This window comes from Micromonospora sediminicola (assembly GCF_900089585.1).
GTDB classification, from domain to species: Bacteria; Actinomycetota; Actinomycetes; order Mycobacteriales; family Micromonosporaceae; genus Micromonospora; species Micromonospora sediminicola.
The window spans coordinates 1,255,335-1,274,996 of record NZ_FLRH01000004.1 but is presented as its reverse complement, the minus strand read 5'-3'; the positions used below and the strand labels follow the sequence as shown (position 1 = coordinate 1,274,996).

Below are 19,662 nucleotides of genomic sequence, written 5' to 3'. Positions count from 1 at the left end.
TCGCGCTGCGGTGGTCAGCCCCGGGCGCAGGTGGCGCCGTTGAGGGAGAAGCTGCTCGGCGCGGAGAAGCTGCCGTTCAGCGTGGCCTGGTAGCCGAAATTGGTCGAGGCGCCCGGGGAGAGGGTGCCGTTGTAGCTGACGTTGCGCGCGGTCACCGCCGAGCCGCTCTGGCTCACGGTGGCGTTCCACGCGCTGGTCACGTTCTGCCCGGAGGGCAGGTTGTAGTTCAGCGTCCAGCCGTTGATCGTGCCGGAGCCGGTGTTCTTGATGGTCACCTCGGCGGTGAAGCCGTTGTTCCACACGTTCGTCGCCCGGTACGTCACGGTGCAGGCCGCGCCGGACGGCGGGTTCGTCGTCGGCGTGCCGGTCGGCGGCGTGGTCGTGGGCGGCGGGTTGCTGCCGGTGTTGACGCTCTGCGAGAACGAGTTGACGGCCAGCCCGACGCCGCCCTGCCACGGCTCGAAGCCGGCCTGGATGCTGGTCAGGTACCAGTCGTTGGTGATCGCGCCGCGGTTGCGGGTGTCGTTGATGAACGCCATCGCGTCGAAGCTGAAGCTGGGGACCGCCGACGGCGCCACGTACGAGATGACGTTGTTGGAGCCGTTGCTGCCCCGCCAGACCTCCCAGGTCCGGCCGGCGATGCTGGCGTTGCCGACCGGCGAGCCGATGGGCTGGATCGGGCCCTGCCGGTTGAGCCAGATCATGATCTCCATCTGGTTGACCCCGTCCCGCTTGGGCGACGGGTCGAGCCAGATGTCGTAGGCGGCGTCGTAGATCGCGCCGCTGACGTAGTTGTAGCTGATGCTGGCCGGCGCGCTGCTGATGTTCTTCACCTGGACCGGCAGGTTCGTGCCGGGCGAACAGTTGGTGTAGTGGCAGCCCACGAAGACGGACGGGTAGGAGACCGGCGCCCCGTTGGTCGGCGCGGAGCCGTCCGCCCGGGTGATCGAGAAGCCGGTCGAGGTGACGTTGATGCACTGCTGCGCGCTGGTGCCCCAGCGGTTGTTCTGCACCACGTACTTGCCGCCGATCGTGGTCGAGCCGTACTGCTCGCAGATCTGGGTGTCGGCGGAGGCGTTGCCGCCGAGCGCGACGGCGACGACGGCGCTGGCGGCCAGCAGACCGGCCGCGGCGATGGCCCTGAGTGGACGCTTCATGATGCTCCTTGGCTCGGCGCGAGGGGCGCCGGATCTGTGGGGTGGTACGAGCGGGAGCGCTCCCACGTTCACGTCACACATTTACATGTCTGAAACCGTTGCGCAACTGGACCGGTTAAGCTGAGATGGCCGCCGATCCTCCGGTTGGCGTGGGATTCCTGCTGGTGGGACGGCGGAGGCCGTCGACCGGGTGCCCGCGCCAGGGCCGACGGGCACTTTCGCCGCCTGGTTGCGGCGAGTAATGTCTTGCCTCCAACGCGTTCCGATCCCCTCCGGAGGCGTACCCCACGATGGGTGGTTCCCCCCTGCGCATCCTCGTCGTCGGCGCGGGCATCGCCGGCCTCGCCGTGGCCCGGGCGCTGCGCCTGGCGGGGTTCCGGCCCGACGTCACCGAGCGGCTGCCGCCCACCGAGCACACCGACACCGGTCTCTATCTGCCCGGCAACGCGGCCCGGGCGATGCGCCGCCTCGACCTGGACGGTCCGCTGCGCCCGCTCGGCCAGGTGGTCCACCGGCAGCGCTTCCTCGACGCCGCCGGGGCGCCGCTGTGCGAGGTCGACCTCGACGCGCTCTGGGCCGGGGTGGGGGAGTGCCGGGCGCTGCCCCGGGCCGAACTGCACCGGGTGCTGCTCACCGGCGCCGGCGGCGCGGTCCGGCACGGCGCCGAGGTGAGCACCGTCGAGCCGCTGCCCGGCCGTGTCGCGGTCGGCTTCACCGACGGCACCTGCGGGGAGTACGACCTGGTCGTGGGCGCCGACGGGCCCCGCTCCGCGGTGCGCACGCTGGCCGCGCTCGGCGGTCCGCCCCGCCCGGCCGGCCAGGTGGTCTACCGCGCCGTCGTGCGCGGCGGCCCCCGGGTGGGCGACTGGACCGCCCTGCTCGGGCAACGCGCCGGCTTCCTGGTCGTGCCGCTCGGCGCCGGTCGGCTCTACTGCTATGCCGACGAGGCCGGCACCGACCTGCCGGCCGACCCGCTCGCCCGGCTGCACGAGCTGTTCGGCGACTACGGCGGTCCGGTGCCCGAGGTGCTGGCCGCGCTGGAGACCGTGCACGTCGAACGCACCGAGGAGGTCGAGCTGGGGCGCTGGTTCCACGGCCGGGTGCTGCTCGTCGGTGACGCCGCTCACGCGACCGCGCCGACGCTCTCCCAGGGGGCCGCCATGGCGCTGGAGGACGCCGTCGTGCTCGCCGAGTCGCTGCACGCCGCCGGCAGCGTCGACGCCGCCCTGATCGCGTACGAGAGTCGCCGCCGGCCGCGTACCCGCTGGGTGCGGGACCGGACCCGGGACCGCAACCGCACCCGCGACGTGCCGCCGGCGCTGCGCGACCCGCTGCTGCGCGGGCGCGGCGGGCGGATCTTCGGGGAGCACTACCGGCTCCTCACCGGCCCGCTGTGAGGGCCGAAGATCGTAGCCGCCCACCCCACGCGGCGGGGCCACCTACCGGGGACTATCCTCCTTGCGGATGACGGCTGCGCCGATGACCAGCGCGCCGAGCGGGACAACCCAGAACCGGAGGCCACTCGTGACCACCGTCGCACCCAAGCCGGTCGTGACCCGGCCCTGGCCGGTCCGCGAGCCGGTCAAGGGGTCGGCCATCGCGCGGCTGCTGCGCACCACGGACGCGAAGCAGATCGGGATCATGTACATGGTCACCGCGTTCGCGTTCTTCATGATCGGTGGCCTGATGGCCCTGATCATGCGCGCCGAGCTGGCGCGACCGGGGCTGCAGTTCCTGTCGCCCGAGCAGTACAACCAGCTCTTCACCATGCACGGCACGATCATGCTGCTGTTCTTCGCGACGCCGATCGTGTTCGCCTTCGCGAACTACGTGGTGCCGCTGCAGATCGGCGCGCCCGACGTGTCGTTCCCCCGGCTGAACGCGTTCGCCTACTGGCTGTACCTGTTCGGCGGCACGCTGGCCACCGCGGGCTTCATCGCCCCGGGCGGCGCGGCCGACTTCGGCTGGACGGCCTACACGCCGCTGAGCACGGTCGAGCACTCGCCGGGCGTCGGCGCCAACATGTGGGTGGTCGGCCTGGCCATCTCCGGTCTGGGCACGATCCTCGGCGCGGTCAACCTGATCACCACGATCCTGACCCTGCGCGCGCCCGGCATGACCATGTTCCGGATGCCGATCTTCACCTGGAACATGCTGGTCACCAGCCTGCTGGCCATCCTGGTCTTCCCGCTGCTGGCCGCCGCGCTCTTCGCGCTCGCCGCGGACCGCCTGCTCGGCGCCCACGTGTACGACCCGGCGACCGGCGGGCCGATGCTCTGGCAGCACCTGTTCTGGTTCTTCGGTCACCCCGAGGTCTACATCATCGCGCTGCCGTTCTTCGGCATCATCACCGAGATCATCCCGGTGTTCTCCCGGAAGCCGATCTTCGGTTACAAGGGCCTGGTGGCGGCGACCATCGCCATCGCCGCCCTGTCGATGAGCGTCTGGGCGCACCACATGTTCGCCACCGGCCAGGTGCTGCTGCCGTTCTTCAGCTTCCTCAGCTACCTGATCGCCGTGCCCACCGGTATGAAGTTCTTCAACTGGATCGGCACCATGTGGCGGGGCCAGATCACGTTCGAGACGCCGATGCTGTTCGCGGTCGGCTTCCTGGTGACCTTCCTCTTCGGTGGTCTGACCGGTGTGCTGCTGGCCAGCCCGCCGCTCGACTTCCACCTGCACGACTCGTACTTCGTGGTGGCGCACTTCCACTACGTGCTCTTCGGCACCATCGTGTTCGCCGTCTTCGGCGGCATCTACTTCTGGTTCCCGAAGATGTTCGGCCGGATGCTCGACGAGCGGCTCGGCAAGATCCACTTCTGGCTGACCATGATCGGCTTCCACACCACGTTCCTGGTGCAGCACTGGCTGGGCAACGAGGGCATGCCCCGGCGCTACGCCGACTACCTGCCCAGCGACGGCTTCACCACGCTGAACATGATCTCCACGATCGGCGCGTTCATCACCGGTATCTCGACCCTGCCGTTCATCTGGAACTGCTGGAAGTCGTACAAGACCGGTCCGGTGGTCGAGGTCGACGACCCGTGGGGTCACGGCAACTCGCTCGAGTGGGCCACCAGCTCCCCGCCGCCGCTGCGCAACTTCGACCGGATGCCGCGGATCCGCTCCGAGCGGCCGGCCTTCGACGCGAAGTTCCCCGAGCTGGCCGCCGGGCAGAGCCTGGCCGGCCCGCCCGAGGGCGGTGCCAAGCCGCTGACCAGCGAGGTCAACGGTGGCGCCAGCTACCAGGAGGACACCGCGGGCAACCTCGACCAGCGCTGACCCAGTTCAAGGCCGGGCGCCGCACTCCCTCACGGGGTGCGGCGCCCGCTCTGTTTCCTCCCGCCCTCCCCGCCCGCCTGTCCCCGCCCGCCTGTCCCCGCCCGGCCCGTTCCCGCCCGCCCCCACCAGCCCCGTTGATCATGAAGTTGACGGTGTTTCGTGTCCGATTTGTCGCCGCCAACTTCATGATCAACGGGTTGGGGGCGGGGTGCGGCACCAGTTCGGGGAAGTGGTGGTGTCCGGAGCGCCTGGAACCAGCCACTTCCCCGTACTGGTTCGCCCCGCCTCGGGGCGCCCCGGTGATCAAGGGGCTTGTGTCGGTTTGGCCTGCATGAGGGGACACCAACTCCTTGGTCAACTTCCGGGAACGTGGGGTTCCGGGCCGGGGCCGTCATGCGACGCCAGTACGGGGGAGTGGTGGTGTCCGGGGTGCGTGGAACCAGCCACTTCCCCGAACCGGCGTCGGCCCCGCCTCGGGGAGACGCGAGCTCCTCGATCACGCGGGGCGGGGTGGGCGGAAGGCGTGCGTGAGGGCCGGGGGCTAGCGGGAGGCCAGGGCCAGGTCGGGGTCCGTCGGGGTGGGGAGCTGGGCGCGGCGGTGGCGCAGCTCTATCGGGAGCACGGCCAGCGCCACCAGCGAGCCGATCGCACCAGTGACCACGAAGCCCCACGCGGGCGCGGAGGCGTCGATCACCGCGCCGGCCAGCGGCGCGCCGAGCGCGATGCCGACGGTGACGGCGGAGCCGTGCAGGCCCATCGCCATGCCGCGGACGCCGGGCGGGGCGAGCCGGCTCACCGCGTCCGAGGTGGCCGCGATGGTGGGCGCGCAGAGCGCCCCGGTGGGGATCAGCGCGAGACTGAGCAGCCACCAGTGCGACCCGCCCAGGCCGACCGGAATGGTGGTGAGGCTGAGCGCCGCCACCAGCGCCAGCGGGGAGAAGGAGCGGCGTACCGCGCCGTAGGCGAAGCCGCCCACCAGCGAGGCGACCGCCCAGGCGGCCAGCACGGCGCCGGTCCAGCCGACCTCGCCGCCGGCGCGGAGCACGGCCACCACGGCGACGTCGGTGCCGCCCAGCACCAGAGTGGCGGCCAGGCTGGCCGCCAGCACGGCGAGCAGGCGCGGGGTGAGCCACTCCCGGCGGGACACCGCGCGCTGCGGGCCGGCCGACTCGTCGGCGGCCCGGGTCGGCGGGTCGAGCAGCCAGAAGCAGATGCCGGCGGCGACGATCCCGGCACCCACCGCCCAGAGGGTGAGCCGGGGCGTGACGGTGGTGGCCAGGGCCACGGCGAGAGCCGGGCCGACCATGAACGACAGCTCCACCGACATCGAGTCCAGCGCGTACGCCGGCCGGCGTCGCTCCGCCGGCACCAGCGCCGCGATCGACTGGCGGACCACCGAGAAGACCGGCAGCGCGAGCAGGCCGGCCAGGAACGCGGCGGGCAGCAGCACCGGGTACGACAGGGTCGGCGCGGCGGCCCAGAACAGGCCCTCGGCGACCGTGGTGAGCAGCAGCACCGGCCGCAGCCCGCGCCGGTCGACCAGCCGGCCGAGCAGCGGCGAGCCGAGCGCGGCGCCGATGGTCGACGCGGCGCCGACCAGACCGGCGGCGCCGTAGCCCCGCCCCAGGTCGAGCACCACGTAGAAGGTGAGCGTCACGCCGGTCGCGGTCAGCGGCATGCGGGCCAGCACGGACACCAGCAGCAACGACCGCAGGCCGGGCAGGGCGAGGGCCTCCCGGTAAGGCTTCAGGTTCACGACGGTCCGTACCTCCCGCGCCATCCTGGGCCGGGGTACGACAGTCGCAAGCGATTACCTGGTCAAGCGGCCCTGATCACAGGCTCGCCCGTCGTGGCGACCCCGGCGCCGTCGAGCGCGCGCAGCGCCACGTCCAGCGTCTCGGGGGCCACGGCGGCGGTCAGGTCCAGCAGCACCGTGGTGCGGAAGCCCTCCCGGGCGGCGTCCAGCGCGGTCGCGCGTACGCAGTGGTCGGTGGCGATGCCGACCACGTCGACCCGGTCGACGTCGCGGCGGCGCAGCCAGTCGGCCAGGCACTCGCCGTCGCGCGCGTGCCCCTCGAAACCGGAGTACGCGGCCGCGTGCTCGCCCTTGTGGAAGATCTCCTCCACCCGGTCGGTGACCAGCTCCGGGTGGAACTCGGAGCCGGACGTGCCGACCACGCAGTGCCGGGGCCAGGAGTCGACGAAGTCCGGCGGGTCGCCGAAGTGCGCGCCCGGGTCGATGTGGTAGTCCTTCGTCGCGACCACGTGGTCCCAGCGGTCCGGCTCGGCGGCGAGCAGCCGGGAGATCCCGGCGGCCACCCCGGCCCCACCGCCGACCGCGAGGGACCCGCCCTCGCAGAAGTCGTTCTGCACGTCCACGATGATCAGGGCGTTCGCCATCTGGCCGGTCCTCCTCAGCTCGCGGGTACGACCGTCACCGGAACGGCCGGGTCCCCGCCGGAGAGCTTGAGCCCCTCCCACGGGATGGAGATCAGACACTGTCGCAGGTGCTCGCGCGACTCGTCCAGCGTCGGGAGCGTGACCGGTTCGCCGGAGACCACGAACGAGTGCTGGAGCAGCCGGTCGTTGGGCTGCCGGTCGGGCACGCCCTGCGGCACGACGACCTCCTCGGTGGCGGTGCCGGTCGGCTTGTGCCGGCGTACCGCGACCTTCCGACCGCCGATGGTGGCCTTGTGCTCGGAGCGCTTGACCACCGGACGCCCCTCCACCTCGACCAGCTTGTAGACGAGGCCGGCGGTGGGCGCGCCGGAGCCGGTCACCACTGCCGTGCCGGCGCCGTACATGTCCACCGGCTCGGCGGCCAGCGAGGCGATCGCGTACTCGTCCAGGTCGCCCGAGACGATGATCTTCGTCTCGGTGGCGCCGAGCGAGTCGAGCAGCTCCCGGGACTGCTGGGCGATCACCGCGAGGTCGCCCGAGTCGATCCGGACCGCGCGCAGCTCCGGGCCGGCGACCGCGATGGCGTTGCGGATGCCCTGGGCGATGTCGTACGTGTCGACCAGCAGCGTGGTGTCCTTGCCCAGCGTGGCGACCTGGGAGGCGAACGCGGTCCGCTCGTCGTCGTGCAGCAGCGTGAACGCGTGCGCGGCGGTGCCCGCGGTGGGGATGCCGTAGCGCTGCCCGGCGGCCAGGTTGGAGGTGAACCGGAACCCGGCCAGGTACGCCGCCCGCGCGGCGGCCACCGCGGCCTCCTCGTGCGCCCGGCGGGAGCCCATCTCGATCAACGCCCGGCCCCGGGCGGCGGTGACCATCCGCGCCGCCGCGGCGGCGACCGCGCAGTCGTGGTTGAGCACCGACAGCACCAGCGTCTCCAGCACCACGCACTCGGCGAACGTGCCGGACACGGTGAGGATCGGGGAGCCGGGGAAGAACAGCTCGCCCTCGGCGTAGCCGTCGACGTCGCCGGTGAAGCGGTAGTCGGCCAGCCACCGGGCGGCGCGGTCGTCGACCACGCCGGTGCGACGGAGGAAGTCGATCTCCGCCGGGTCGAAGCGGAAGTCGCGGATCATCTCGATCAGGCGACCCGTGCCGGCGACCACCCCGTACCGGCGGCCGGCCGGCAGTCGCCGGCTGAACACCTCGAAGACGCAGCGTCGGTCGGCGGTGCCGTCCTGCAGGGCCGCGCTGACCATGGTCAGCTCGTAGTGGTCGGTCAGCAGCGCGGGGCGAAGGGTGCTCACCGCCCCAGCCTAGAGTTCACGCCGGATCCGCGCCGTCGTGCCCCGGCATCGACCGCAGCGCGGCCCGCAGCTCGCCGCGGCCGGTGACGCCGAGCTTGCTGTAGACCCGCTGGAGGTGGTTCTCCACGGTGCGGGTGGACAGGAACAGCCGTTCGGCGATCGCGCGGCTGGTCACGCCCTCGGCGGCGAGGCGGGCGACCTCCCACTCCCGGTCGCTGAGCGTGGGACGGAGCATGCGCAGCGCCGGGGTGGAGATCTCGTCGCAGCGGCGCAGCAGGTCGGCGAGGCGCTCCCGGACCGGCCCGGTCGCTCCGGCGCGCCCGTCCCGCATCCGGTGCAGCGCCATCGCGGTCGCCTCGGCGGCGTAGACGACCAGATCGCGGGCGGCGAAGCCGTCGGCCACCGCGAGCAGGTCGTCGGGGGAGCCGTCGAGCGCGGCCCGGCCGTAGCGGGCGACCAGCGGCGGCAGCACGCCGTCCACCTGTTCGGAGAGCTCCGCGAGGCGCTGCGCCACGGTGCGCCGGCCGCCGTCGGTGCAGGTCGGTCCGACCGGCGCGGCGGCCTGGTCGAACCGGACCAGGTCGAGCAGGACGAGCAGCTCGTGCCCGGCCAGCCCGTCCTCGCGCAGCCGGTCGGCCAGCGCGCAGAGGTGCTTGGTGGCCGCCGGCAGGTCGCCGACCGCCGCCTGCGCCGCGCCCCGGGCCTGCTCCAGCCACGGGTAGAGGACGGCCATCCCGGGCGCGTGCGTCCGGTCCGCCTCGGCCATCGCCTCGGCCGCGTGCGCCGCGTCCCCGCGCAACGCCGCCGCCTGGGCGCGTTCGGCGTGCGCCAGGCCGGCGTACACCCGGCTGGTGGCGAGCACCGCGCAGGCGCCCAGGCTGGTCTTGAGCGCGTCGTCGCCGCGTCCGCGCAGGCGGGCCGCGTACGCCTGGAGGATGGCCAGGTAGCCGGTGCCGAGCCGGAAGTCGCCGGCACCGGCCAGGTCGGCGAACTCGTCCGCGACGATCGCGTCGATGCCGGCCAGGTCGCCGGAGAGCGCCAGCCGGGTGCCCCGGGCCAGCTCCATGGCGAGTTGGAGGTAGGGCATGTCGGACCGCCAGCACGCGGCCTCGGCCTGCACCCGGGCGATCGCGGTGGCGCTGCGGCGGTACTGCCCCTGGGCCGCCTGAAGGTGGGCGAGCGTGCAGCGGGCCAGCTCGCGGGCCGCCATCGGGGCGGCCGGACGGTCGAGCACCTCCTGGGCCAGCCGCACCGCGACGTCGACGTCGAGCCGGTGCAGCCGCATGATGGCCTCGAAGGCGCGGACCCGGGCCCGGTCGGCCGGGTCGGACAGCTCCTCGCCGCGGGCGGCGATCTCCTCCACCGTGGACTCCCGGTTGAGGCCCCAGTAGCTGACCATGCCCCGGACGGTCAGCCAACGGCTCCGTCGGCGATCGTCGTGGATCTCGCCGGCGACCTGGTCGAGCACCCCGATCGCCTCGTCCGGCCGGTCGCCGAACATGAGGATGGTGGCGAGCAGCTCGGCGGCGTCGGTGCCGCCGCCGGCCTCCAGCGCGGCGCGGGCCAGCCGGGTGGCCAGCGGCACGTCGTACCGGCCGAAGGCCTGCACGGCCGCGTCGAGGAGCAGCGCCACGTCCTGGGCCGTGCCCGAGTCGAGCCGCCACACCGCGACCCGCAGCAGGTCGTCCCGTCGGCGCTTGCCGACCCGCTCCAGCAGCCCGGCCAGGGTGGCCTGGAGCCGCCGGGTGCGGCTGACCGGGCACTGCCGGCGCATCACCTCGCCGTAGAGCGGGTGGGCCAGGCGGACGTTGAGCCGCCGGTCGTCGCGGACCATGGTGATGAGCCCGCGTTCCTCGGCCGTCTCCACGTCGGTCGGATCGACCGCCTGCTCGAGCAGGTGCAGGCCGAGCGGCTCGCCGAACGCGACCAGCTCGACCACGGCCCGGACGGAGGGGGTGAGCTGACCGATCCGGGTGTCGATCAGGTCGGTGAGGCTGGGGGCCAGCTCCAGCCGGCCGGTCCACTTCCAGATCCCGTACGTGCTCTTCAGCTCGTCGTCGGCGGCCAGCACCAGCTCGCGCAGCAGCAGCGGGTTGCCGGCGGAGAGCCGGAACAGGCGCTCGGAGGAGCCGGCGTCGACCGGGCCGCCCAGGATCGCGGCGAGCAGCCCGGTGGTCTCGCTCGGGCCGAGCGGCCCCAGCTCGACCAGGTCGACCAGGTCGTCGGTCCACAGGGCGCGGATCGGCAGCGGGATCTGCTCCCCGTTGCGCAGCGTCCCGATCACGGTGGCGTTCTCGGACCGGGCGACCAGGTGCACCAGCGCCGCCGAGGGCGGGTCGAGCAGGTGCGCGTCGTCGATGGCCAGCACGATGGGCCGGCCGGCGGCCTGTTCCTGGAGCACGTCCACGGCCCAGCGCAGGATCCCGGCGGGGGAGAGGCCCTGCGGTTGCGCGGCCGGGAGCACCTGGACCAGCCCGCCGAACGGCAGCGCGGCGGTGGTCGCGCTGGCCGCGACGGACCAGATGGCGTGACGTTCGGGCGAGAGCGCGGCCACCCCCTCCCGCAGCAACCGGCTCTTGCCGACGCCGGCGTCGCCGCTGAAGAGCAGTCCGCGCCCCTCCGGGCCACCGACCGCCGACAACAGACGGTTGAGTTCATCCGTTCGGCCGACGAACTCCCACCTACTCATCGGTGCAGCATATCGATGGTGTTCCGTCCGCGCGCAGACCGTCACGCAGTGAAGTTGAGTAATCTGTTCATTACCCGTGAGTACCGGATGTGTTCGGTGTCGGATCCCTGACACACGTACTCTTCCGGCATCCCCTGCGACCAGGGGATTCGACCGCGACCGGCCCCCCGGTCGCCTGACCGGGAGGCCGCCTGATGAAGCCGGGTCCACTCCCCTCGGTCGACGTGCCCGAAACAGGAGGCCCGGCCGAGCCGCCCCGGTGCGCCCCGCTGCCGACCCGGGTCGGGGTGACCGAGCCGGGGCCGGACGAGCCGATGGCGGTGGTCGTCGCCGGTCCGGCGGGCGCCGGACGACGCGAGCTGATCGCCGGCCTGCTCGGGCTGGACGCCGGGACGCTCACCGTGCCCGCCGGCAGCCACCTGCTGGTCAACCACGCCAAGGTCGCCACCCGGGCCGCGTACGTCCCGGGCTACCGCCAGCCGCACTCCTACGGCGCCGACCCGCTCGCCGCCGGCCCGGCGCTCGCCCGGCCGCCGCGCCGGGTCGAGCTGAGCCTGCCCGACCCGCTGCTGCGGCACTTCTCGGTGCTCGACACGCCGGACACCGGCGCCCTCGGCGTGGCCGGTGGCCGGGTGCTGCTGGACGCCGTGGGCCGGGCCGGCGCGCTGCTCTTCACGATCTCCGCCGACCAGGCGTTCAGTGCGGCCGAGCTGCACCTGCTGGCCGAGGTGGCGCGGGCCCGGGTCGCGGTCTTCTTCGCGGTCACCCCCGGCGTGACCGGCTGGGCGGCGCCGGCGGACGGCGCGGCGGTGGAGGACACGGGGGCGTCCGTCCCGTCGGCCGGCCGGACCGGCCCGCCCGGCCCCGCCGGTCGGCTCGACCCGGTGGCGGTCTCGATCGCGGCCCACCGCGCCGCGCTGCTGGCCGCGGTGCCCGCTCTCGCCCCGGCCCGGTGGTTCCCGGCCCGCCGGGCGGAGCTGCCGAACCTGCGCCGGGCCCTGGTCGGCTGGGCCGCCGACGAGGGGCTGCGCCGGGCCAGCGCCCGGCCGCCGGAGCCGCCCGGCGCGCACGGCCGGGTGCCGGTGGTGGCCGGGGTCGAGCCCGCCGAGCTGACCGACCGGATCGACCGCCAGGCCCGCTCCTGCGCCCAGCGGATCCGCCAGCACCTCGCCCTGGAGCTGGCCAACATCCACCTGCGGGTGGTGCAGGAGATCGTCTTCGGGGTTGGCTGCGCCGGTCTGCCGCAGCTGCTCGACCGCGAGCTGGAGGCGCTGTCGCTGCTCGCCACGGCCCAGTGCGACGAGGCGGTGCGGGGCATCGTCGACGACGCCGCCGCCCGGGTCTTCGGCGCGCCACTCGCCGAGGGCGTGCGCCGGCGGATCGACCACGCCGTGCGCTGGGGCCTGGCCGACCACCCGGACAGCCGGGAGCTGGACCGGGTGCTCCTGGTCACCAGCACGGCCGGGGTGGCCGGGCTGACCGGCACCGGCGCGCTCGACGCGCTGGCCGGCCTGCCCGGGGCGGAGCGCGACGAGGTGCTGCCGCCGATCGGCGTGGCGCTCAACGGCGGCTGTTGGCAGCACTGGCGGTCACCGGGCAACGATGACCCGGGCGCCGCCCGCTCCTGGGCCCAGCGAGCCCTGCGCGAGGTCGAGCTGGAACTGTCCCGCGAGGTGTCCCGCCGCTTCGAGGTGATCCGTCTCTCGCTGAGCGCGGTGCTCACCGATGCTGTCGACCACGGCATCCTGCTTGCCTGAGAACAGGGGCGCCGCGGGGGCGGCCGGGCCGACGTTCGCGGCTCGGGCGGGTGATCCCGACCGCCGCGCCGTTCCGGTTCATCGGTTCCCCGGATCCGGTGGCACGATGGGGGGCATGGCGGCTCCACAGGTTGCGCCGGTCGAGACGCCGGACACCGAAGAGGTGCCGGTCTCCGACCGGCCGTGGGTGACCATCGTCTGGGACGATCCGGTCAACCTGATGACGTACGTGACCTGGGTTTTCCAGAAGCTCTTCGGGTACAGCAGGGAGAAGGCGGAGCAGCTCATGCTGGACGTGCACCACAAGGGCAAGGCGGTGGTCTCCAGCGGGGCCCGGGAGCGGATGGAGCACGACGCGTCGCAGTTGCACGCGTACGGGTTGTGGGCGACGGTGGACCGCTCATGAGCATGTTCCGCCGCCGGGGCGACCGCTACGTGGCGACGTTCGCCGTCGACGAGGTGCGCGTGCTGCGCAAGGTCGCCTCCGAGGTGGTCGGGCTGCTGACCGACGGCTTCGACCACGGTGACCCGGTGGTCGGCCGGCTGTTCCCCGAGGTCTATCCGGAGGACGCGGCCGGCACGGCCGAGTTCCGCCGCTACACCGAGGGCGACCTCAAGACCGCCAAGATCGACCAGGCCGGCGCGATCCTCGCCGCGTTGCCCGACGGCGACGCCGGGGGCGAGGTGCGGCTGGACGCGGAGGCGGCCGAGGCGTGGCTGCGCGCGCTCAACGACGCCCGGCTGGCGATGGGCGTCCGGCTGGAGATCAAGGACGGCACCGACCTGGGCGAGGAGCTCGACGACGCGGTCGCCGCGGACCCGGCCTCGTCCCGGGTGTTCCAACTGTCGGTCTACGCCTATCTCGGATATCTGCAGGAGTCCCTGCTCAACGCGCTCATCGACTGAGCCGTGACGGTCGCCACCTCGCCGCCCGGGACGGCCAGGCGCTAGGCTGGGCGGCGTGCTGAGCATCGACCGGTCGATCATCGACGCGATCGTCGCCCACGCGCGTCGGGACCACCCGGACGAGGCGTGCGGCGTGGTCGCCGGTCCCGCCGGCAGCGACACCCCGACCCGGCACATCCCGATGGACAACGCCGCCCGCTCGATGACCTTCTACGAGTTCGACTCGATGGAGCAGTTGCGGGTCTGGCGCGAGATGGACGACCGCGACGAGGAGCCGGTCGTCATCTACCACTCGCACACCGCCACGGAGGCCTACCCGTCCCGCACGGACGTCTCCTTCGCCGGTGAGCCGGGAGCGCACTACCTGCTCGTCTCGACCCGTGAGTCCGACACCGAGGAGATCCGCTCCTTCCGGATCGTCGACGGCGTGGTCACCGAGGAGCCGGTCGAGATCGTGGATGCCGCCGTGGACCCGCACGCCGTCCAGTCCTACATGTTCGGGCAGAGCCCGGCGACGGTCGACTACGAGTGTTCCGGCCGCTGACCCCAGCGCCGGCACATCTTCCCTGTCCGTCACCTGGCACGACCCGAACGAGGAGCACGAGACACCATGGCCATCGAGGTTCGCATCCCCACCATCCTGCGCAGCTACACCGGCGGCGCGAAGGTCGTCGAGGGCAGCGGTGACACGCTCGCCGACCTGCTCACCGACCTGGACTCCCGGCACGCCGGCCTGCGGGCCCGGCTGGTCACCGACGCCGGGGCGCTGCACCGGTTCGTCAACGTCTACGTCAACGACGAGGACGTCCGCTTCCTGGGCGCGCTCGACGCCAAGCTCAACGACGGCGACAGCGTGACCATCCTGCCGGCCGTGGCCGGCGGCGCGTTCGGCTTCGCCGCGGCGGCGGCCATCGCCTCGCACGCGGTCGCGGCGCGCGCCACCGCCGCCCGCTAGGGGGTCGGTATGGCGCGGTACGACAGTCTGCTCGACGCCTCCGGCGGCACGCCGCTGGTCGGGCTGCCGCGGCTCTCGCCGACGGTGCCCGACGGCGCGCCGCCGGTGCGGCTCTGGGCCAAGCTGGAGGACCGGAACCCGACCGGCAGCATCAAGGACCGCGCGGCCCTGTTCATGGTCCGCGCGGCCGAGGAGGCCGGCCGGCTCCGCCCCGGCGACACCATCCTGGAGCCGACCAGCGGCAACACCGGCATCTCGCTGGCCATGGTGGCGAAGCTGCGGGGCTACCGGCTGGTGTGCGTGATGCCGGAGAACGTCTCGACCGAGCGGGTGCAACTGCTCCGGATGTACGGCGCGGAGATCATCTTCTCGCCGGCCGCCGGCGGCTCGAACCAGGCCGTCGCCACCGCCAAGCAGATCGCGTCCGACCACCCGGACTGGGTGATGCTCTACCAGTACGGCAACGAGGCGAACGCCCGGGCGCACTACGAGACGACCGGGCCGGAGCTGCTGCACGACCTGCCGGGCATCACCCACTTCGTGGCCGGGCTGGGCACCACCGGCACGCTCATGGGCACCGGCCGCTACCTGCGGGAGAAGGTCGACGGGATCCAGGTCGTGGCGGCCGAGCCGCGCTACGGCGAGCTGGTCTACGGCCTGCGCAACATCGACGAGGGCTACGTGCCCGAGCTGTACGACGCCGGGGTGCTGTCCCGGCGGTTCTCGGTCGGCACCCGGGACGCGGTGCTGCGGACCCGTCAGCTGGTCGAGGTCGAGGGGATCTTCGCCGGGTTCTCGACCGGCGCGATCCTGCACGCCGCGCTCGCCGTGGCGCACGAGGCGGTCCGCGACGGCCGCCGTGCCGACGTGGCCTTCGTGGTCTGCGACGGCGGCTGGAAATACCTGTCGACCGGGGCGTACGGCGGCACCCTCGCGGACGCCGAGGACGCCCTGGAGGGTCAGCTCTGGGCCTGACGGCCCGACGATCGGTCCGGTCGGCGACGTGTCGCCGGCCGGACCGTCGTCATCTCCCGGGACCAGACGTGTACGGGTGTCACGTTGATGACAACTTCCGGCAGATGATTCTTGCCCGACCGGGCCGACGCGTAGGCTGCGCAGCGTGGCGAGCGCGTCGGTAGAGATCAACGGCGGGGCGACTTCCGACGCGTCGACTACCCACCGTGAGATCGAGGCAACCGGATGCGACTGACCGTCCTCGGCTGCGCGGGCAGCTTCCCCGGGCCCGAGTCCCCCTGCTCCGCCTACCTCCTGGAGGCCGACGGTTTCCGGCTCCTGATCGACTTCGGGGTGGGTTCGCTCTCCACGCTCCAGCGCTACGTCGGGCTGCACGCCCCGGACGCCGTCCTCCTCACCCACCTGCACTGCGACCACATGTTCGACGCGGTGTCCTACGTGGTGGTGCGCCGGTACGCGCCGGACGGCCCGTACCCGCCTCTGCCGATGTACGCCCCCTCCGGCGCGCCGGACCGGCTGGCCAGCGCGTACGGGCAGGAGGAGGGCTCGGTGGAGGACGTCTACCAGTTCTACGGCCTGCAGCCGGGCACGTTCCCGATCGGCCCGTTCACCGTCACCGTCGACCGGATGAACCACCCGGTCGAGACGTACGGGGTGCGGCTGGAGCACGGTGGCCGGGTGTTCTGCTACTCCGCCGACACCGCGCCCTGCGAGGCGCTGCTGCGGCTGGCCCAGGACGCCGACGTGTTCCTCTGCGAGGCCAGCTACATGGACGGCGTGGACAACCCGCCGGACCTGCACCTGACCGGCCGGGAGGCCGGCGAGGCGGCCACCAAGGCGGGGGTGGGCCGGCTGCTGCTCACCCACCTCGTCCCCGCGTGGGGCAGCGAGTCGCACACGGTGGAGTCGGCGGCCGGGGCGTTCGCCGGGCCGCTCGAGGTGGTCCGGGCGGGCGCCAGCTACGACATCTGACCGGCCGGCGGCACCCGCGGGCGGGGCGATCACCGCACCGCATAGGGTGCAGGCATGGCGCGACCTGACGGGCGGCGGCCCGACCAACTCCGACCGGTGACGCTGACCCGGGGCTGGAGCACCCACCCGGAGGGCTCGGTGCTCGTCGAGTTCGGCGCGACCCGGGTGCTCTGCACGGCCAGCGTCACCGAGGGCGTGCCGCGCTGGCGCAAGGGCTCCGGGCTGGGTTGGGTGACCGCCGAGTACGCGATGCTGCCCCGCGCCACCAACACCCGCTCCGACCGGGAGAGCGTCCGGGGGAAGGTCGGCGGGCGCACCCACGAGATCTCCCGGCTGATCGGCCGCAGCCTGCGTGCCTGCGTCGACCTGAAGGCGTTGGGCGAGAACTCCGTGGTGCTCGACTGCGACGTGCTCCAGGCCGACGGCGGCACCCGCACCGCCGCGATCACCGGCGCGTACGTCGCCCTGTACGACGCGGTGACCTGGCTGGCCGAGCGCAAGGCGCTCACCGGCAAGGTGGAGAAGGTGATGCACCGCTCGGTGTCCGCGGTGAGCGTCGGTGTGATCGGCGGCGAGCCGATGCTCGACCTCTGCTATGCCGAGGACGTGACCGCCGAGGTCGACATGAACGTGGTCTGTACCGGCGCCGGCGACTTCGTCGAGGTGCAGGGCACGGGCGAGGCCGGCGTCTTCGCCCGCGACCAGCTCGACGCGCTGCTCGACCTGGGCGTGGCGGGCTGCCTGGAACTGGCCGACGCGCAGCGGAAGGCGCTGAACCTGTGACCGACAACAAGGTGCTCCTGGCCACCCGTAACCGCAAGAAGCTCGTCGAGTTGCAGCGGATCCTGGACGGCGCGCTCGGCGCCCACCGGATCGCCCTGCTCGGCCTCGACGACGTGGAGGAATATCCGGAGTTGCCGGAGACCGGCCTGACGTTCGGCGAGAACGCGCTGATCAAGGCCCGGGAGGGCTGCCGGCGCACCGGCCTGCCGACCATCGCCGACGACTCCGGCATCGCGGTGGACGCGCTCAACGGCATGCCCGGGGTGTTCAGCGCCCGCTGGTCCGGCGGGCACGGCGACGACCGCGCCAACCTCCAGCTCCTGCTGGACCAGGTGGCCGACGTGCCGGACGAGCACCGGGGCGCGGCCTTCGTCTGCACGGTGGCGCTGGTGCTGCCGGGCGGCAAGGAGCACCTGGTCGACGGCCGGCAGCCGGGCCGGCTGCTGCGCGCGCCGCGCGGCGAGGGCGGGTTCGGCTACGACCCGATCTTCCTGGGTGACGGGCAGGAGCGGACCAACGCCGAGCTGACGCCCGAGGAGAAGGACGCGGTCAGCCACCGCGGCAAGGCGCTGCGCGAGCTGGCCAAGCTGGTCGCCAAGGTGCTCCCCGCAACCGGCTGAGGGCGGCGACGGCGGCGGAACCGACGGCCGTCGGGCCGCGTCCGGTTGCGGACGGGTGACCCCGGCCATACCGTCGGTGCAGGCCTGTCCCGAGCGTCGGGCCCTTCTCGACGGGGGAAGCGCCATGCTCGTTCGTCCACTGTGTCGTGTCCTGCCGGTGGTCCTGGTGGTGGGGGCGTCGGTCGCCGTCGGCGCCGCGCCGGCCGCCGCGACCACGTCGCCCGCGCTCGGCGTCGGCGACATTCGGCTGATGGAGCCGATCGGCGGTGCGCCCGACGCCCGCGCCGCGGTGCCGGTGGTGCTGGACCGGCCGGCGACCGCGCCGGTCACCTTCACCTGGGCGGTCCGGGCCGGCACGGCGGACGGCGCCGACCTGGTGCTCGGGTCCGGCACCGGCACGATCGCGGCCGGCCAGCAGGCCACGTCCGTCCCGGTGCAGGTGCGCGGGGACGGCGTGACGGAGACGCTCGACCAGGTCGCCACCGTCGAGGTCAGCGCCGTCGCGGGCGCCGGCGTCGAGCGTGCGGTGGGGCGGGTCGTGATCCGGGACGCCGTCTTCGACGGCGTGCCCGCCGGGTTCGTGATCGGCGACGTCACGGTTCCCGAACCGGACTCCGGATCCGTCCGGGTCGCGGTGCCGGTCACGCTTCCGGTGCCGGCGAAGAAGTCCACCTCCCTCATCTGGGAGCTGCGCTCGCAGTACACCGCGCGAACCGGCGAGGACGTGGCCGCTGCCGGCGGCACGCTCACCCTCCCGGGCAGCACCACCTCCGGTTCCATCCCGCTGACCGTCCAGGGTGACGTGTCGCCGGAGCCGCTGGAGACCCTGCTGCTCAAACCGCTGTCGGCGGGCAACGCGCAGATCGGCGACCCGTGGGGCCAGGTCCGGATCCTCCGGGACGACGCCGACGACGTACCGCTGCCGTGGACGGCACCGGAGCCGGTGCTGTCCGGGCCGGCCACCGCCGTCTACCTGGAGAGCAGCATCGGCGACTGGGCCGGCCAGGGGATCAGCACGTACGACACCCTGGCCACCGCCGGGGTCAAGGTCGTGGAGAGCGACGGGGAGCTACGGGTGGATCTCGACGGCGACCGGGACGCCTCCCTGCGCCTGACCACCAGTGGTGACCGGGTCAGCCCGATCGTCGCCGGCGCCTGGACGGTGCACGGCTACCAGTACGGCGTGCCGGGCTTCGACGCCGGGCGTGCGGGGACCAGTTGCAGCAGCCCGGACGCGACTGCCACCTTCGTGCTGGAGGACGTGGCCCGGGGTGGGGACGGCACGCTGGACCGGTTCGTCCTGCGCTTCGAGCAGTTCTGCCCCGACTCGCTGGACCCGACGCGGGGCTTCGTCCGCTACCAGCGGGACGATGCCACCGTGCCGGCTCCCGCGAAGGATCCCTCGACCTATCCGTGGCAGCCGCCCGCCGGTGCGGTGCCGGCCGCCGGCAACTGGCTCTATCTGGCCTCGGCCCCGGGCGAGTTCGTCGGGCAGGGCCAGACGCGGCTGCTGGCGGTGGACACCGCCGCCCGGGCGGACTGGTCGGCGGCCGGGGTGCGGTTGAGCTTCGGCGACGGTTACAGCGAGACCTGGAACTTCCTCGCGGGCCAGCCGGGATGGGCTCCCGTCTGGCAGCCGGGTTGGTACCCCGTCGGCTACGGCGCCGCCGGCAACCCCGTCAAGGCCGCCCTGTCGGTGAGCGGAAACGGTCGCGCCTGCAACAAGGTCACCGGCGACCTGGTGGTGGACACCGCCACCCACGACGCCGACGGTGCCCTCACCGCACTGACTCTGCGCTTCACGCAGCTCTGTGACGACGACCCGGATCCGCTGCGCGGGATGCTGCGGTGGAGCCGGGCCTGAC

At 73.2% G+C, this 19,662-nt stretch carries 17 protein-coding genes; 12 read left to right on the top strand and 5 right to left on the bottom strand.

Annotation, left to right across the window (positions count from 1 at the left end; all coding sequences use genetic code 11):
• Positions 1-14 precede the first annotated feature (14 nt).
• Entirely contained in the window at positions 15-1,157 is a 1,143-nt protein-coding gene (locus GA0070622_RS27450) for a glycoside hydrolase family 12 protein (protein WP_091581049.1), read from the bottom strand.
• A gap of 290 nt (positions 1,158-1,447) precedes the next feature.
• Between GA0070622_RS27450 and GA0070622_RS27445 the strand changes: the two genes are divergently transcribed.
• The gene (locus GA0070622_RS27445) at positions 1,448-2,554 is read left to right on the top strand and encodes an FAD-dependent monooxygenase (RefSeq protein WP_091581046.1); all 1,107 of its coding nucleotides are present in this window, start codon (positions 1,448-1,450) and stop codon (positions 2,552-2,554) included.
• Positions 2,555-2,681: 127 nt separating this feature from the next.
• Positions 2,682-4,439: an aa3-type cytochrome oxidase subunit I gene (gene ctaD / locus GA0070622_RS27440; protein ID WP_091581043.1), complete on the top strand. Its 1,758-nt coding sequence runs from the start codon at positions 2,682-2,684 to the stop codon at positions 4,437-4,439.
• Between the two features lie 541 nt (positions 4,440-4,980).
• On the opposite strand, the gene GA0070622_RS27435 is transcribed toward ctaD, so the two are convergent.
• The 4 genes from GA0070622_RS27435 to GA0070622_RS27420 are packed head-to-tail and all read right to left on the bottom strand — an operon-like array spanning position 4,981 to position 10,829.
• Positions 4,981-6,219: an MFS transporter gene (locus GA0070622_RS27435; RefSeq protein ID WP_091581040.1), complete on the bottom strand. Its 1,239-nt coding sequence runs from the start codon at positions 6,217-6,219 to the stop codon at positions 4,981-4,983.
• 38 nt (positions 6,220-6,257) lie between these two features.
• The gene (locus GA0070622_RS27430; RefSeq protein WP_091581037.1) at positions 6,258-6,839 is read right to left on the bottom strand and encodes an isochorismatase family protein; all 582 of its coding nucleotides are present in this window, start codon (positions 6,837-6,839) and stop codon (positions 6,258-6,260) included.
• A gap of 14 nt (positions 6,840-6,853) precedes the next feature.
• Positions 6,854-8,140, bottom strand: a complete 1,287-nt coding sequence (locus GA0070622_RS27425; RefSeq protein WP_091581035.1) for a nicotinate phosphoribosyltransferase — start codon at positions 8,138-8,140, stop codon at positions 6,854-6,856.
• Positions 8,141-8,156: 16 nt separating this feature from the next.
• Positions 8,157-10,829, bottom strand: a complete 2,673-nt coding sequence (locus GA0070622_RS27420) for a LuxR C-terminal-related transcriptional regulator (protein ID WP_091581032.1) — start codon at positions 10,827-10,829, stop codon at positions 8,157-8,159.
• 194 nt (positions 10,830-11,023) lie between these two features.
• On the opposite strand from GA0070622_RS27420, the gene GA0070622_RS27415 reads away from it, so the two are divergent.
• The 10 genes from GA0070622_RS27415 (at position 11,024) to GA0070622_RS27370 (ending at position 19,661) form a co-directional block, all read left to right on the top strand.
• Complete coding sequence (locus GA0070622_RS27415) at positions 11,024-12,586, top strand: hypothetical protein (protein WP_091581029.1); 1,563 nt, start codon at positions 11,024-11,026, stop codon at positions 12,584-12,586.
• A 115-nt stretch (positions 12,587-12,701) separates the two neighbouring features.
• A complete protein-coding gene (gene clpS / locus GA0070622_RS27410) occupies positions 12,702-12,992 on the top strand; it encodes an ATP-dependent Clp protease adapter ClpS (protein ID WP_091269570.1) in 291 nt (96 codons plus the stop codon).
• Positions 12,989-13,492: a DUF2017 domain-containing protein gene (locus tag GA0070622_RS27405; RefSeq protein WP_091584094.1), complete on the top strand. Its 504-nt coding sequence runs from the start codon at positions 12,989-12,991 to the stop codon at positions 13,490-13,492. The genes clpS and GA0070622_RS27405 overlap by 4 nt, the downstream gene beginning before the upstream one ends.
• 55 nt (positions 13,493-13,547) lie before the next feature.
• Positions 13,548-14,036: a M67 family metallopeptidase gene (locus tag GA0070622_RS27400; RefSeq protein WP_091581027.1), complete on the top strand. Its 489-nt coding sequence runs from the start codon at positions 13,548-13,550 to the stop codon at positions 14,034-14,036.
• 66 nt (positions 14,037-14,102) lie between these two features.
• Positions 14,103-14,447: a MoaD/ThiS family protein gene (locus GA0070622_RS27395; RefSeq protein ID WP_091581023.1), complete on the top strand. Its 345-nt coding sequence runs from the start codon at positions 14,103-14,105 to the stop codon at positions 14,445-14,447.
• 9 nt (positions 14,448-14,456) lie between these two features.
• On the top strand, positions 14,457-15,422 hold the full coding sequence (locus tag GA0070622_RS27390; protein WP_091581018.1) for a PLP-dependent cysteine synthase family protein: 966 nt from the start codon (positions 14,457-14,459) through the stop codon (positions 15,420-15,422).
• Positions 15,423-15,647: 225 nt separating this feature from the next.
• Positions 15,648-16,394 (top strand): MBL fold metallo-hydrolase, encoded by a 747-nt coding sequence (locus tag GA0070622_RS27385; protein WP_091581013.1) that lies wholly within the window; start codon positions 15,648-15,650, stop codon positions 16,392-16,394.
• Positions 16,395-16,448: 54 nt separating this feature from the next.
• Positions 16,449-17,177, top strand: a complete 729-nt coding sequence (rph, locus tag GA0070622_RS27380; RefSeq protein WP_091581009.1) for a ribonuclease PH — start codon at positions 16,449-16,451, stop codon at positions 17,175-17,177.
• Positions 17,174-17,797, top strand: coding sequence for an RdgB/HAM1 family non-canonical purine NTP pyrophosphatase (rdgB, locus tag GA0070622_RS27375; protein WP_091581005.1), 624 nt, complete (start codon positions 17,174-17,176; stop codon positions 17,795-17,797). The genes rph and rdgB overlap by 4 nt, the downstream gene beginning before the upstream one ends.
• 124 nt (positions 17,798-17,921) lie before the next feature.
• On the top strand, positions 17,922-19,661 hold the full coding sequence (locus tag GA0070622_RS27370; RefSeq protein WP_141684638.1) for a hypothetical protein: 1,740 nt from the start codon (positions 17,922-17,924) through the stop codon (positions 19,659-19,661).
• The last annotated feature ends 1 nt before the right edge of the window (position 19,662 follow it).